The sequence below is a fragment of the Pseudotabrizicola sp. genome, assembly GCF_030684215.1.
GTDB lineage: Bacteria > Pseudomonadota > Alphaproteobacteria > Rhodobacterales > Rhodobacteraceae > Pseudotabrizicola.
Window position 1 is genome coordinate 25094 of sequence record NZ_JAUXOV010000036.1, and the last position, 14230, is coordinate 39323.

12 protein-coding genes are annotated in these 14230 nt (G+C 60.7%); 8 read left to right on the top strand and 4 right to left on the bottom strand.

Annotated features, from left to right (window positions below; all coding sequences use genetic code 11):
- Positions 1-19: 19 nt before the first annotated feature.
- The 3 genes from Q8K08_RS21945 to Q8K08_RS05430 are packed head-to-tail and all read right to left on the bottom strand — an operon-like array spanning position 20 to position 2607.
- Positions 20-319 (bottom strand): hypothetical protein, encoded by a 300-nt coding sequence (locus Q8K08_RS21945; protein ID WP_322573339.1) that lies wholly within the window; start codon positions 317-319, stop codon positions 20-22.
- 6 nt (positions 320-325) lie between these two features.
- The gene (locus Q8K08_RS05425) at positions 326-1576 is read right to left on the bottom strand and encodes a cytochrome P450 (protein WP_305249414.1); all 1251 of its coding nucleotides are present in this window, start codon (positions 1574-1576) and stop codon (positions 326-328) included.
- Positions 1573-2607 (bottom strand): sulfotransferase, encoded by a 1035-nt coding sequence (locus Q8K08_RS05430; RefSeq protein ID WP_305249415.1) that lies wholly within the window; start codon positions 2605-2607, stop codon positions 1573-1575. Before Q8K08_RS05430 ends, Q8K08_RS05425 begins: the two co-directional genes overlap by 4 nt.
- A 195-nt stretch (positions 2608-2802) precedes the next feature.
- Here Q8K08_RS05430 and Q8K08_RS05435 point away from each other — a divergent pair, with 195 nt between their 5' ends.
- The 7 genes from Q8K08_RS05435 to Q8K08_RS05465 are packed head-to-tail and all read left to right on the top strand — an operon-like array spanning position 2803 to position 12028.
- Positions 2803-4041 carry a hydroxymethylglutaryl-CoA reductase gene (locus Q8K08_RS05435; protein ID WP_305249416.1) on the top strand — a complete coding sequence of 413 codons (1239 nt, stop codon included), beginning with the start codon at positions 2803-2805 and terminating at the stop codon, positions 4039-4041.
- Positions 4038-4943, top strand: a complete 906-nt coding sequence (locus Q8K08_RS05440; protein WP_305249417.1) for a UbiA family prenyltransferase — start codon at positions 4038-4040, stop codon at positions 4941-4943. Before Q8K08_RS05435 ends, Q8K08_RS05440 begins: the two co-directional genes overlap by 4 nt.
- Positions 4943-7360 carry a PEP/pyruvate-binding domain-containing protein gene (locus Q8K08_RS05445; RefSeq protein WP_305249418.1) on the top strand — a complete coding sequence of 806 codons (2418 nt, stop codon included), beginning with the start codon at positions 4943-4945 and terminating at the stop codon, positions 7358-7360. The genes Q8K08_RS05440 and Q8K08_RS05445 overlap by 1 nt, the downstream gene beginning before the upstream one ends.
- Positions 7347-8447 carry a DUF3419 family protein gene (locus Q8K08_RS05450; protein ID WP_305249419.1) on the top strand — a complete coding sequence of 367 codons (1101 nt, stop codon included), beginning with the start codon at positions 7347-7349 and terminating at the stop codon, positions 8445-8447. The genes Q8K08_RS05445 and Q8K08_RS05450 overlap by 14 nt, the downstream gene beginning before the upstream one ends.
- Positions 8444-9775, top strand: coding sequence for a hypothetical protein (locus tag Q8K08_RS05455; RefSeq protein WP_305249420.1), 1332 nt, complete (start codon positions 8444-8446; stop codon positions 9773-9775). The genes Q8K08_RS05450 and Q8K08_RS05455 overlap by 4 nt, the downstream gene beginning before the upstream one ends.
- On the top strand, positions 9772-10617 hold the full coding sequence (locus Q8K08_RS05460; protein WP_304799675.1) for a hypothetical protein: 846 nt from the start codon (positions 9772-9774) through the stop codon (positions 10615-10617). Before Q8K08_RS05455 ends, Q8K08_RS05460 begins: the two co-directional genes overlap by 4 nt.
- Positions 10610-12028, top strand: a complete 1419-nt coding sequence (locus Q8K08_RS05465) for an AMP-binding protein (RefSeq protein ID WP_305249421.1) — start codon at positions 10610-10612, stop codon at positions 12026-12028. Before Q8K08_RS05460 ends, Q8K08_RS05465 begins: the two co-directional genes overlap by 8 nt.
- Before the next feature lie 56 nt (positions 12029-12084).
- Here the strand turns inward: Q8K08_RS05465 and Q8K08_RS05470 are convergent, their stop codons facing one another.
- Positions 12085-13068 carry a LacI family DNA-binding transcriptional regulator gene (locus Q8K08_RS05470; protein WP_305249422.1) on the bottom strand — a complete coding sequence of 328 codons (984 nt, stop codon included), beginning with the start codon at positions 13066-13068 and terminating at the stop codon, positions 12085-12087.
- A gap of 106 nt (positions 13069-13174) precedes the next feature.
- On the opposite strand from Q8K08_RS05470, the gene Q8K08_RS05475 reads away from it, so the two are divergent.
- Positions 13175-14224 (top strand): ABC transporter ATP-binding protein, encoded by a 1050-nt coding sequence (locus Q8K08_RS05475; RefSeq protein ID WP_305249423.1) that lies wholly within the window; start codon positions 13175-13177, stop codon positions 14222-14224.
- The last annotated feature ends 6 nt before the right edge of the window (positions 14225-14230 follow it).

Consider the following 14230-nt stretch of genomic DNA (forward strand, 5'->3'; position numbering starts at 1 on the left):
GCCGCCTCTATCCCGCAGATCAAGCGTCTGGCTCCGCGATATCTGCGTAATGGATGATCTGGCGGGCTATGTTCAGACCGTGCCGATGCGATCCATGCCCGCGCTGATCACAGAAGGGCTGTAGAGCCAGTATCTGGAAGTTTGCATCGGCCCGTTCATCCGGCGGCTTGACGCAGATTTCACGCTTGATGATGTTCGCAAGGCGGACCTGTCGCTTGTGGTCGAAGGGCAGGATGATTTTGTTCTGGAAGGCCTGTCTTCGATGTCCCAGATCAGCCGCGACCCAAAGGATCTGGCGGCCCAGACCATCGGGCGGCATCCGCCCTTATGGCCGTGGTGACACCGACAGTTGTACAGCTGTTGCGTGTTGCAAGGTGATGCCGGCGCTATGTGCCGGATATTGGCCGGGCAAAAGCTGGAGCCGGACTTTGGACAGGACGGTCGCCAGAATGTGGCCGGCCATCGCGTGCGCCAGATAAAGGCCAATGCAGCGGTGCTGGCCAAGCCCGAAGGGCAGATAGGCATGCCGTTGATGCGTTGGCGCGTCTGCCCATCGCTGGGGCTCAAAGTGTTCAGGCTCGGGCCAGAGCGCTGCATTGCGGTGAAGCAGGAGCGGTGAGATCAGCACAGAGCTGCCCTTGGGGATGTGGTAGCCGCCGATCGCATCGGGTCCAATTGCGCGGCGCTCGATCACCCAGATTGACGGGTGCAGCCGAAGCGCCTCGGCAAAGATATGGCGGGGTTCAGCGTCTTCATGTCCCTTCGCGGCATGAATGAAGGCCCAGGCCAAGGCGTTGGCAGTGGTTTCATGACCGGCAAGCAAAAGGGTGATAGCGGCGTCGCGGAGTTCCTTGTTGTTCAGGCCTGTCTCGCCCTCGGCCTCGTGGGCGTCAATCAGGCGGGTCAGAACGTCATCCGGCCGGTCATCCTGTCTTTTGCGGTGCGCGATAAGGCCGTAGACAATGGCATCAATCTGCTTAAGCGCAGAGGAAAACCTGCGTCGGTGCAGGTGCCGGGACACCATCGACAGATCAAACGGGGCTTCGATCCGGCGCCACGTGTCTGCCAAAAGCGCCTCAAGCGGGGCGCTTATAGATGCAGGCTTGATGTCGGCGGAAAACAGGATCCTGATTGCGGCGGCGATGACGAGCTGCATCATCTCATTCACGATATCGATCTGCCCCTGGCGTCTCCAGCGCTCGATTGCTGGCAACAACAGGCTGTCGATGGCCGGTCCGCTGATGGCTTCAAAGCACCTTGGTTGGAAGGCTGGCTGGATCAACCGCCTGTGCCGCGCCCACATGTCTGAGTTTGCAGACAACAGGCTTTGTCCGGTGGCAGCGGCGATCCGGTCCGCGCTGCGCGTGGCTTTGTCATAGTTCTTGGCATTGCGGGACAGAACATGTTCGATATGATCCGGCGCGTTGAGCAGATGCGCAGTAACCGGGCCAAATCGCAGGCGCACGACAGGCCCGTGTTCGCGCACCGCCTGACCCAAAAAGCCGATGGGGTCAGCCTTGAACGCTGGCAAAGACCCCAGAAAAAGCCCTCCCTTTGGCCCCGGCGCGCGCGTCATATCGGATAGTTGCCTTTTTCAAAGCTGCGCGACCATCGCTTTGCCACCACCGCCCTGGTTGCCGCATCAAGCCCGGCAAAGGTGTTTTTCTGATAATCTTTCAGGCTGTCGGTATAGGCCCGCAACTGTGGCTCGAACGCGTCATATCCGCCAAGCGACAGGGCGCTGTAGATTTGCTCGATCTGCGCGACCGGATCAGACTCCAGCCTATCAAACCTGACCTCATGGAAATGGCCCTTGGGGATCAATGACAGGTCTTCGTAAAAGGCGTCATACATGACTTCATGTCGGGTCAGAATTGCATTGTCCAAAGCGGCCAAATCAGGCTTTTGCAAATAGGTATACCAGCCAGCCGTATCAAAGAAATGCCGTTGCGATTGAAAGACATCGTAGGGATTTCGGTGAATATGCACAAAACGGGCATCCGGAAACATTTCAAGGATTGTTCTGATGCGTGCCGTATGCGGCGGCGATTTCAAAAGCAGCGCGCGCGGGTTTTGCAGGGTGATCTTCTTGCAAAACAAAAGGAAGGCGGCTTTCCAGGCTTCAACCTCGGCACGGTCCACATCGCGAAAGGTCATATAGCGGTCGTAATGCACGGCACGGCGCGGAAAGCTGATGCCAAGATACAAAGAGGTAAGCGTCATCAGAAGCGGCGCAAATTCATCTTCCTGCGGCGAGGTGAAAGACAGGGCCATGTTGTCCATCGGGCGTTTGGGTGGCACCAGCCACGGAAAAGCCTTGGTGGTAAAGCTTTCTGTGGTCAGAAACGTATAGGGGTTCACGACTTGATAGGTGTTGGGCGTCTGAAAGTGGGCGTGGTCCTGCGCAAGCAACTCGTGCAACAACGTTGTTCCGCTGCGCCAATGGCCAAGAATGAAAAGCGGGGCTTGGGTGATCTGGGTCTTGGCGATCTCGCGGCCATAGCGAAGGTCTTCTGCCACAGCTAACGCCGAGTTGGACAGGCTTGCCATGGTGATGACAGCGGCACGGTGCAGATAGGCCGGAGAAATCTGAAAGTCGTTTTGCATAAGCAGACGACACCACTTTCCAAATGTGATGCCCGTCAGATAGTTGTGGCCAATGCTCCAACGATGTTTAAGGGGGGAAGGCATATGGCTCCATCGTCGAATTCGGGTTCCACCTGCCATCGTAGCGATTAGACTGGAAAGCGCCAGAACATGTCGGAAAAACTCTGAATGCCTGTCCCCTCTCATGTCAAAGACATGCTGCACAGAATTCGGGCGCGATTTCAGACCGCGCCGCTTCAACAACGCATGTTGCCCAGTGATGCCCAATTCACCACATTGCGCCCGGTGCGCAAGGCCACGGTGTCTTCGGTTTCCAAGTATTGGGAACGCCTTTTGGGCAAAGCCACTGCCGCGGATCGTGATGCGCTGGCCGATCCGCTGACGATGGCAGGGCTGGATCAGTTCAACGCCAACATTGAGAATTTCATCGGAACGGTAAAGCTGCCCGTAGGGATCATCGGGCCACTGCGGATCAACGGCCTTAACGCGCATGGTGATTATCATGTGCCCATGGCCACGACCGAAGCGGCGCTGGTCGCATCCTATGCGCGCGGGGCCTATGCGGCCACAAAGTCCGGCGGCATCAACACCGCGATCTTGTATGAAGGTGTCATCCGCACCCCGGCCTTTGTGCTGGACAGTTTGCTGGATGCAGGGCTGTTCGTCGAATGGGTTGTCAGGGAGATTGAGCCGCTTAAAGCCAGGGCCGAGGCGACAACGCGGTATGGCAAGCTGATCTCGGTCGAACCTGTGATCGACAACAACATCGTTTTTCTGATCTGCCGGTTTACCACGGGCGATGCTGCCGGCCAGAACATGGTGACCATCGCCACGAATGCGATGTGCGAAGACATTGCGGCGCGCTGCCCGGTCACGCTGCGCGCCTGGTATATCGAGGGAAACTTCTCCGGCGACAAGAAGGCGTCGTTTCTTGGCATGGTCACCGGGCGCGGGCGCAAGGTCAGCGCGTCCGTGATCCTCAGGGCTGAGGTGGTGGAAAAGACGCTTGGAACATCGGTAAAGGCGATGCTGGCCTATGGGCAGGTGGCCAATCTGGGTTCGCTTCTGTCCGGGCAATTGGGCGCGCAGGCGCATTTTGCGAACGGGTTGGCCGCTGTGTATATCGCCACCGGGCAAGACGCTGCCTGTGTCGCTGAAAGTGCGATGGGTGTCACCCGGATGGAAGCGCGCGGCGATGATCTGTTTTGCAGCGTGACCATGCCCAATATTCTGGTGGGGTCCGTTGGCGGCGGCACATCCTTGCCCAGCCAGTCTGCCGGGCTGAACATCCTTGGTCTGAAAGGCACGGGCAACGGCGCGGCCCTTGCAGAGGTGGTTGCCGCAACCTGCCTGTGCGGTGAAATTTCAATCGTGGCGGCGATTGCCGCAGGGCATTTCTCGCGCGCCCATGAAAATCTGGCGCGGCACAGATGAATCTGGCCCCCCTCTGGACCTATCAGAAAGAACGGTTCCCGCTGGCCAAGACCGCCCCCTTACTGGCGATCTTTTCTGCCGCCAGCATCAGCGTATCGGCTGAGCTTGCGGGCCGCCCCTTGCCCACGTGGGGGGGCTTTGCTGCGGGTTTTGTCGTTGCGATGCTGCTGTTCTTTCAGATGCGGGTCTGTGACGAATACAAGGATCTGGAAGATGACAGGCGGTATCGCCCCAGCCGCCCGATCCCGCGCGGGCTGATCTCCTTGCGGACGGTGCTGGGGCTTGGGTTTGTGTCACTGCCGATCACTGCATTTGCTGTCTGGGCGTGGCATCCGCCGCTTTTGTGGCTGTTGGGTCTGGTGTGGCTGTGGCTTGCCGCGATGACGGCCGAATTCGGCGCGCCGCGCTGGCTCAAGACGCGGCCTGTGCTGTATCTGGTCAGTCACATGGCGATCATGCCGCTGATTGACCTGTTGCTGACCGGGTTTGAGTGGTTGCCAAATGGCGTGCCTGCTGCTGGCTTGGCGGTCTTTCTGGTGCTGTCTTTTGTAAACGGCTGCGTGTTGGAAATCGGGCGCAAATTATGGGCGCCCGAGAGTGAGATTTCGGGGGTTGAGACCTATTCCCGCCTTTGGGGACCGCGCAGAGCAGCGCTCATTTGGGTGCTGTGCGTCGCTGTGTCTTGGTGCCTTCTGCTGGGTGTGGCGGGACTTACCGGGGTGTTCTGGATCACGCTTTTGCCGGGCAGTGCGGGCGCGGCCCTTTGTGCATGGGCGGCTGTGCGCTATGCCCGAGCCCCCACCGTTGCGGCTGAAAAACGTCTTGACCTGCTGGCCGGGCTTTGGGTTTTCCTGTGTTACGGGCTGGCCGGGTTCGCGCCACTTCTGACAAGGGTGGTCTGATGTCATTCATCATAAGACAGCAAGATGCCACGCAGGCAGAGGATGTTGGCGGCAAAGCTGCCGCCTTGTGCCGTCTGGCCCTTGCGGGCTTTGCGCCCCCCGAATTCTTTGTCATTCGCGCCGAAGCCTTTGAAACCACCGGCCCCGTTATCGGGCTGAAGGAGGCGACCAATGCGCTTGGCGCAGGCCCCTTCGCGGTGCGCAGTTCCGCGCGACAGGAAGACGGGGCAGACCACAGCCACGCCGGGCAGTTCGACACTTTCCTGAACGTGCCCGCTGACGGGGTCGAGGCCGCTGCGCGCAAGGTCTGGCAATCGGGATTTTCCGAAACGGTCGCCACCTACCGCGCCCTGAAGTCAAAGGGCAAAGCCGAAGGCCCCGCCGTTGTGGTGCAGCGCATGGTTGATGCGCGCGTGGCAGGTGTGGCATTTTCCGCCGATCCCGTCACGGGCCGCCGCGATAGGGTGGTTCTATCGGCAATCGTGGGCTTGGGCGATCAACTGGTATCGGGCGAGGCGGATGGCGAAGACTGGACTGTGGGCACCAATGCGGTCTGCGCCGTGCCCCCGGTTGTTCTGACCCAAGCACAGGCGCAGGACATTGCCGCGCTTGCGCGACGGGCCGAAACGGTCTTTGGCGCGCCGCAGGATATCGAATGGGCGATAGATGCGCAGGGCCTGCACATCCTGCAATCGCGCCCCATCACCACTGCACTGCTGCCGCTTGCCAATCCAGATACGGCTCTGACGATCTTTGATAATTCCAACATCGTTGAAAGCTATCCCGGCATGGTCAGCCCGTTGACCTATTCCTTTGCGGTCCATGTCTATGCCCGTGTCTACCGCGCGTTTGTGGCCCTGCTGGGCGTGCCACAAACCACCATCGACGCGAATGCGGCTGTGTTTGGCAATATGCTGGGGCGGGTGGATGGCCGGGTCTACTACAATCTGGTCAACTGGTATCGGGCGCTGTCGTTGCTGCCGGGGTTTTCGCTGAACCGGGCGTATATGGAAACCATGATGGGCGTTGATACCCCGATGCCGTCCGAGGTGACCGATACGATCGGCCCGGCATCTGTCAGAGGATTTGGGCGACTGCGGGAATACACCAGACTGACAAAGGCCGGGTTTGGCCTTGTCTGGCAGGCCATGGTGTTGCCGCGCACAAGGCGGCTGTTTTACAATCGGCTGAACGCGGCGCTCAACAGCGGCTTTGACGTGGATCACGCCGGCCCCACGGCTCTGGCCGCTGAATACCGCAAGATTGAAAGCACCTTGCTGGATCGCTGGGATGCGCCTTTGGTCAATGATTTCCTGTGCATGCTGGCTTTTGGGGCATCGCGCAACCTTTTGCAGAAATGGTTGGGGCAGGACGGGCTGCTGCTGCACAATGACGTGATGATCGGGCAGGGTGATATCGTATCTGCCGAACCAGCCCGGCGCATCGCACAGATGGGGCAAATGGCAAAAGCGGCCGGGCTGGATGCGGCTTTGGCCGCTGGTGACAGGACCTCGCTTGAGACTCATCCGGCGTTGGCACACGCGATTGCTGACTATCTTGCAAAGTTCGGGGATCGTTGCACCGAAGAGCTGAAGCTGGAAAGCCTGACCCTGCGGGATGACCCGACCAGCCTTCTTGCCGCGATTGCCGCAAGCGCACAGCGCTCGACCGGGGTCCGGCATGTTGCCAAGGCCCCGGACTGGCGGGCGCATTTCCCAAATCCGGTCAAGCGGGCGGTTGCAAAGGCCGTGATCGGCTGGACAAAAAACCGCGTGCGAGATCGCGAAAACCTCCGCTTTGAACGGACCCGGATTTTCGGCTACGCCCGCCGTGTGTTTCTGGCGATTGGCCGAGAATTTGCAGCGCGCGGCTTGCTCGACGACCCGCGCGACGTGTTCTATCTGACCACGGCCGAGGTCTTGGGCGCGGTTGAAGGTTTCGGGCTGTCGGGGGATCTGAAATCGCTGGTGGCGCTTCGCAAGGCAGAAGACCTAGCCGCCATGACCCGTCAAGATCCGCCGGAACGGATCGAATTGCGCGGTCCGGCGATTGCCCCGGTATGGGTTCACACCGCTGGCGTGAAAGACGCCTCGTCGCGGCGCGTTGCGACCGGCTGTTCGGCGGGCCGGGTGTGTGGCACCGCACGGGTGATCCGAGACCCGCGAAACCAGTCGCTGGCCGCGGGCGACATTCTGGTCGCGCGGCACACAGACCCCGGTTGGATTGCCGTGTTTTCCAACGCGTCCGCGATCGTCGTCGAACGGGGATCGCTGCTGTCCCATTCCGCCATCGTCGCGCGGGAACTTGGCATTCCTTGCGTGGTCGGGTTGAAAGGTGCGACGCAGTGGATTTCTGACGGCGAAACCATCACCGTAGATGGCGCAACAGGTGAGGTGGAAAGAAATGACAGCCTCTGAGATCGAAACCAAAGCCAGCTTTGACCACATTCGCTATGCCCAGTTGTGGGAGGACGCGGATATTCTGACGCAAGCGTTTGGGGATTGTGCAGGCGGCACGCTGGTTTCCATCTGCGCTGCCGGGGACAATGCGCTCGCCATGCTGACGCTTGATCCGGCAAAGGTGGTGGTGGTTGATCTGTCGCCAGCCCAGATTGCCTGTCTGCGCCTGCGCATGGGGGCGTTTTCTGCGCTGTCGCACCCCGAGTTTCTGGAACTGATGGGCGCGCGCGCCTCAAACCGGCGCAAGGCGCTTTTGGCGCGTGCGCTGGCGGGGCTGGATGCGCAAACACAGGCGTTCTGGGCCGGGCTTGCCGAGGATGTGGCCCTGTACGGCGCGGGCGGTGTCGGCAAATTTGAACGGTATTTCCGCATTTTCCGCACCCGCCTGCTGCCCCTCGTCCACTCTGGCAAGACGCTGGACGATGTTTTTGTGCCGCGCGGAAAAGCTGACCGGCAGACGTTCTACGACACGCGGTTCAACACCTTTCGGTGGCGCATCCTGCTGAACCTGTTTTTCTCGCGTTTCGTGATGGGGCGCATGGGGCGGGACAAGGCGTTTTTTGACCATGTCGACGGCAGCCCGGCCCAGCACGTCGCCCGGCGCATCCATCATGCGGCAGTCGAGACTGACCCCGCACAGAACCCCTATCTGCACTGGATCTTGCATGGCACGCATGGTGCCGCCTTGCCGATGACATGGCGGGCCGAGCATTTTGACACCATCCGCAGCCGACTTGAGCGCATCGACATCCGCCCCGGATCGCTGGAGGCGTTTGTCTCGACTGGCGAGCGGGCGGACGGATTCAATCTGTCCGACATCTTTGAATACATGTCGCCTGCGGTCTTTGCGCAGGTGTATGGCAGCATCCTTGCCGCCGCGGCCCCAAAGGCGCGGCTGGTCTATTGGAATATGATGGCCCCGCGGCGTGTGCCCCCGGCCTTTGCGGCGCAGGTCACCCGGCAACGCGGGATCGAGGATCGGCTGAAGGCACAGGACAATGCGTTTTTCTATTCCGATTTCGTGGTTGAAGCGGTGAACGGGTGAACATCATCCTTCAGATCGTGCTGGCCTTTGGGTCGGTGGGGGTTCTTTTGGCGCTTATGGCTCTTGTGCGCATCCTTGCGGGCCGCGCCCGGATCGGCCCCGAGGTGCAGCGCAAGCTCGTGCATGTGGGAACCGGGCTTTATGCGCTGAGCCTGCCATGGATTTTCCCGGACCGTTGGCCGGTTTACATGCTGATCGGCGTTACTTTGGTGGCGATGATTGTCCTGCGCATTCCGCGCCTATCCGGCAGCCTTGGGCAGACGTTGCACAGCGTCGAGCGGCGATCCTATGGCGATTTTCTGTTGGCCATTTCGGTGGGGCTTTGCTTTTTCCTCGCCGAGGGCGTCACGCTTTACTATGTGCTGCCGATTGCAGTTCTGACCCTTGCAGATGCCGCCGCCGCACTGGCCGGAACCGCTTACGGAACCCGCAGGTTCAAGGTTGAAGACGGGCACAAAAGTGTAGAGGGAACCGTTGTTTTCTTCGTCGTCACCTTGCTGGTGTCACTGATCTGTCTGATGTTCCTGTCAGATCTGCCACCACCGAACATTCTGGCTTTGGCGATCATGGTGGCGGCCTTTGGTGCTTTGGTCGAAGCGCAAAGCTGGCGGGGGTTTGACAATCTGTTCCTGCCGCTTGGGCTGTTGGTGTTTTTGTCCGTTCACAGCCAAAGCAGTTTGTCGGTCCTTTTGGGGCTTGCCGGACTGTTCATCGTGTCGATTGTCGGCTTTCGCATCATTGGCCCACGCTTTGGGCTGACCAAACATGCGGCGCGGGTCTATGTCGTGGCCGTTTTCATGATCCTTGCGGTTGTCGAAGTGCAGAATGCGATCTTGCCCGGACTGGTGTTGCTGGCCCATGCTTGGTGTTCGATCCGTGCGCCCGGAAAGGACAGCTACGGCGATCTTGATGTGGTGGCCGCACTTGCGCTGTTCAGCTTTGGCTGGCTTGCGGTGGGCAACGCAACGGGCTGGAACGCCGTGCAGTTCTACGGCCTGACGGCGATGGGATTGGTGATGGGGCTTTGCACCCTTGCACTTGGGCGGCAATTGATCTGGGTGCCGGTGATTGCCGCAGGTTTGTTGGCTGTCAGAGGTGTTGCAACCAGCCTGAATGTGACGACCACGCTCTGGGCGGAGCCGCTTTGGCTTTTGGCATCGGCATGTCTGGTGGTTTCCGCCGCCGCGGCAATCGCGGTTCCGCATCTGTTTGGGCGCGATCGCGTGCTGAAGCTGACCTTCTTGTCGATGATATTGCCAGTAGGCTACTACGCAATTGCGGTGATGCAACAGGGCGGTGTTCGTGCAGCCTCGGGGGCGGGACTATGACGCAACAGACATTGAAGACCGATGGCGCCAGTCTGACCATTCATCTGGGCGGGCCACACTGGAACGGTATGCCCGCCGCCACAATCGGTAACGTCTCGTTCAAGAACGCCGGGGCCGGGGCGCAGTTGCTGGATCAGGCCCTCAGGCAGATAGGGGACGCAGGGCGCGACCGGGTTCTGGGGCCGATGGCGGGCGACACATGGCATAGTTATCGGTTTGTGTCCGAAACCGATGGATCGCCCCCGTTTTTGCTTGAACCCACAAACCGCCCCGAAGAACCGGAGATTTTTGCAGCGGCAGGGTTTGCCCCCGTGGCGCGCTATTTCTCGGCCAGGATGCCGCTGGCAAAGGTCGATCTGACACCCCCACCGCAAACGGATGCCTTTACCATTGAAACATGGGACGGCACCGATCCCGACCGTCTGCTGCGCGAGGTGTTTACCCTGTCTTCACAGGCTTTTTCCAGCAACGCCTTTTACACCCCGATCACGCAAGATGCCTTTCTCGCGATGTATCAACCTGTGATGCCGCTGATGAAGCGTGACCTGATCTTCTTTGCGCGCCGTCGTGATGGGGCATTGGCGGGTTACCTTTTCGCTATGCCCAATTATGCCGAAGGATCAGAACCAAAGTCCGTGATCCTGAAAACCTATGCCAGCCGCGAACGCGGGGCAGGGCGGCATCTTGTGCATGCCTGCCACAGCGCCGCGCTGGGTCTTGGCTTTGAAACCGTCATCCATGCGCTGATCCACGATGACAATGTGTCGGCCGAACGCAGCCAGCGCGAGGGCGCGCAGATCTTTCGCCGCTACGCGCTTTTGGGCCGCCAATTGAATGGCTGATCTGCTGGACGCATTCGCGGCAGCGGTCTTGCGCCATCCGCAGCGGCTGGCTTTGGTGGATGGCGCAGGCCATGAGGTCAGCTTTGCGGCCCTGCAGTCGCGGGCCGATGCGTTTGCGGGCGCGTGGCATCGCAAAGGTATTCGTCCTGGTGACAAGGTCTTGCTGGCCATGTCGGTTGGCGCGGATCTTTACGCAGCATTGGCGGCGCTTTGGTCGCTCGGGGCCACCGCCGTTTTGCCGGAACCCGCGATGGGGCTTGCCGGGCTTCGGCATGCGGCACGGGTAACGCGACCGCAGGCGTTTTGCAGTTCAGGTGCCTTTGGGTTGCTGAAATGGCTGCTGCCCGAGCTTTGGCCGATCATTCACCTGTGGCCCGCAGCGAAAGCAGCACCGGCACCCATTTTGCCCCGTCTTTCTGGCTCGGATATTGCGCTGATCTCTTTCACATCGGGCACCAGCGGTGCGCCCAAAGCCATTCCGCGCAGCCATGATTTTCTGAGCGCCCAGCACAGGGCCATCGCTCCCCTGCTGCACAGCGACCGGACAGAACGTGATCTGGTCGCCTTTCCGGTCTTTGTGCTGATCAACATTGCCAACGGGCAAACCTCGGTTCTGCCGAACTGGAAAATGTCCCGGATCGATGCGCTGCGCCCGGAAAAGCTGCACGGCTGGATGGAACGCCAACAGGTGACGCGCGCGCTTATCCCGCCTGCTCTTTGCGAAAGGTTGGCGCGATCTGGCGCTCCGCCGTTGCTTCACACCGTTTTCACGGGCGGTGGCCCGGTGTTTCCCGATTTGATCGAGCGGCTGAAAACAGTTGCACCCTCTGTGGGCCTGACCTGCGTTTACGGCTCAACTGAAGCTGAACCGATCGCGCATTTGAACACCGTTGATATCGATGCAACGGATCAGGCGGCGATGGAGCAAGGTCACGGCCTGCTGGTTGGCCGCCCCGTTGATGACATCCGGTTGCGGATCAAAGACGATGAGATTCAGGTCGCAGGCGATCATGTGAACTCTGGCTATCTTGACCCTGCACATGACCGTGAAAACAAGATCCATGAGGGCGATACCGTCTGGCACCGCACGGGTGATGCGGGGCACCTTGACGCGAAGGGGCGGCTTTGGCTGCTGGGGCGGATCGGCGCAGAGGTGCAAATCGCGGGGCAAAGGGTTCACCCTTTCTCGGTTGAGGTTGCCGTTCGGAAATGGCCGGGTGTGCGCAGCTGTGCCTTGATTGCCAATGGGCAGCAGGTGTCGCTATTTATCGAGGGCGACACGCACGAGGCGTCGCTGTGGGGCCAGCAGGCAGCAGCTTTGGGGATAGAACGCGTGATCCCCATCGCAAAAATGCCAATGGACAAGCGCCACGCGTCAAAGATCGACCGTGCAGCCCTGATGGAGAGTTGAGCCGCGCAAGATCTGAAATGGACCAGAACAGCGGTTCTTGGAATGTTTGCGTCGGATCAAAGGCTTTGGCGGATTCTGAGGGCAGGGGGCAGGCGGATCGTCGAAGGGGCGCCGGTTTCGCCTGCAATGCGCCGAGTCAAAAGATCCAGCGCAGCGTGAACGGTTTCACTCACCGGATTGGCCACCGTTGTCAGGCAGAACGGCTCCCACGCCGCCGCCGGAATGTCGTCAAACCCGCAGATGCCCACATCTTCGGGCACGCGCAGCCCAAGACGGTGCGCCGCCGCGATGGCCCCGATCGCCATGGCATCATTGCCGCAGGCAATCGCATCGGGGCGATCCGGGCCGGTCAGCAGGGCCAGCGCCTGCACCATGCCGCTGTCGGTCGTGTAATCCCCCCGGCGCGTCTCGCACAGGGACATTCCATAACCAGCCAAAGCTGCTGTCAGCCCCTCGAGCCGCTCCACATTGGAAAAGGTGTCTGCGCGTCCGCCGATCCAGGCGATCTTGCGGCGTCCCGTGGTGACCAGCCGTTCGGCAATCATGCTCATGCCGGCGCGGTTGTCGCAGCACACCGAGTCGGCGCCGCCGCCGTCCAACACCCGGCCCACCACAACAATCGGCGCACCATTGGCAGTGCAGCGTTCGGCCAGTTTGCGGTTGACCGACCCGGCGGCGATCACCGCGCCATCAACCTGGTAGGCCAGCGCGTGATCCAGCGCCGGTTCAATCTCTTGCCCCGGCGAGACTGGCACCAGCAGCGGCCACAGGCCCCGGCTGCGGATACCTTGCGACAGAATATCAAGAAACCAGCTTTCATAAGGGTTTGAAAGCGACCCAACTACAACCGCGATCAGCCCGGTGGCACCCCCGGTCAGGCTGCGCGCCATCAGGTTGGGCCGATACCCCAGATCATCGGCTACGGCGCGGATATGGGCGCGTTTGTCGGGCTGGATACTGGCCCCTTCGGTAAAGGCCCGCGACACGGCAGACCGGGAAACCCCGGCCCTTGCCGCCACATCATCCGCCGTCACCCGCATGCTGCTCCCTGCGCCCGGAAAAAATGAACACGATTTCAAGATAGACACATGCTTGTTACACATCAAGGATAATCAGCCTTAACACATAGAGCAAAAGCAGGAAACCATGATTGCACAGGCTTTCAAAACCGCGTCGGGAGGGGGCGATATGGGAGTCGAGGCGCTGGCATTGTGCGGGCTTTCCATTCGTTTGGGGGGCGTGCAGATCCTGCATGATGTGACGCTGAATGTGCCGGCTGGCAGCTTCACCTGCCTGCTGGGTCCGTCGGGCTGTGGCAAGACCACACTTTTGCGGTCGATCGCCGGTTTTGCCCCGCCAGCGTCGGGCGATATCCGTCTGGGCGCGCGGTCTATTGCCGATCTGCCGCCGGAAAAACGCGGCACGGCTATGGTATTCCAGTCCTATGCGCTTTGGCCGCACATGACGGTGGCGGGCAACCTGACCTATCCGCTGAAGCTGCGCGGCATTGGCCGGGCCGAGCGGGACACACGGGCCGAGGCACTGCTCGACATGTTGGGCCTGTCGGGCTTTGGCCCGCGCAAGGTGGGCAGCTTGTCGGGCGGCCAGCGCCAACGCGTCGCACTGGGTCGGGCGCTGATCATTGATCCGCCGATCCTGTTGCTGGACGAGCCGTTGTCGAACCTTGACGCCGCCATCCGCCGTAACCTGCGCGGCGAATTACGCCGCCTGCAGCAGCGGCTGGGCATCACCACCATCATGGTGACCCATGATCAGGAAGAAGCCCTCGCCATGGCCGATACTATCGTGCTGATGCGCGCGGGCCGCGTGGTGCAGGTCGCCGCCCCGCAAGATCTTTACGCTCGTCCCGCCGATTTGGATGCCGGACGGTTTCTGGGCGTGGACAATATGATTGCCGGTCGTCCGGGTGATCCGGTGGCGGCTGCCACGCTGGGGTTTCGCAGTATGGACGCCCGCATCCATGACGCAGCCCCCGAAAATGCCCTTGTCCGGAATGGCACGGTTCTGGACTGTGCCTATACCGGCGGGGGCTATCACCTTCAGCTTGAGAGCGGAGCTGAGGTGATTTCAGCGGTTTCCGGCGTGCCAGTCGCGCCGGGGACGCAGGTGCGTGTCGCTGTGCCGACCGCATCGCTTATGGCGTTCGGGGCCAACCAGATGTTGCTGCCGAACTGAACCCCA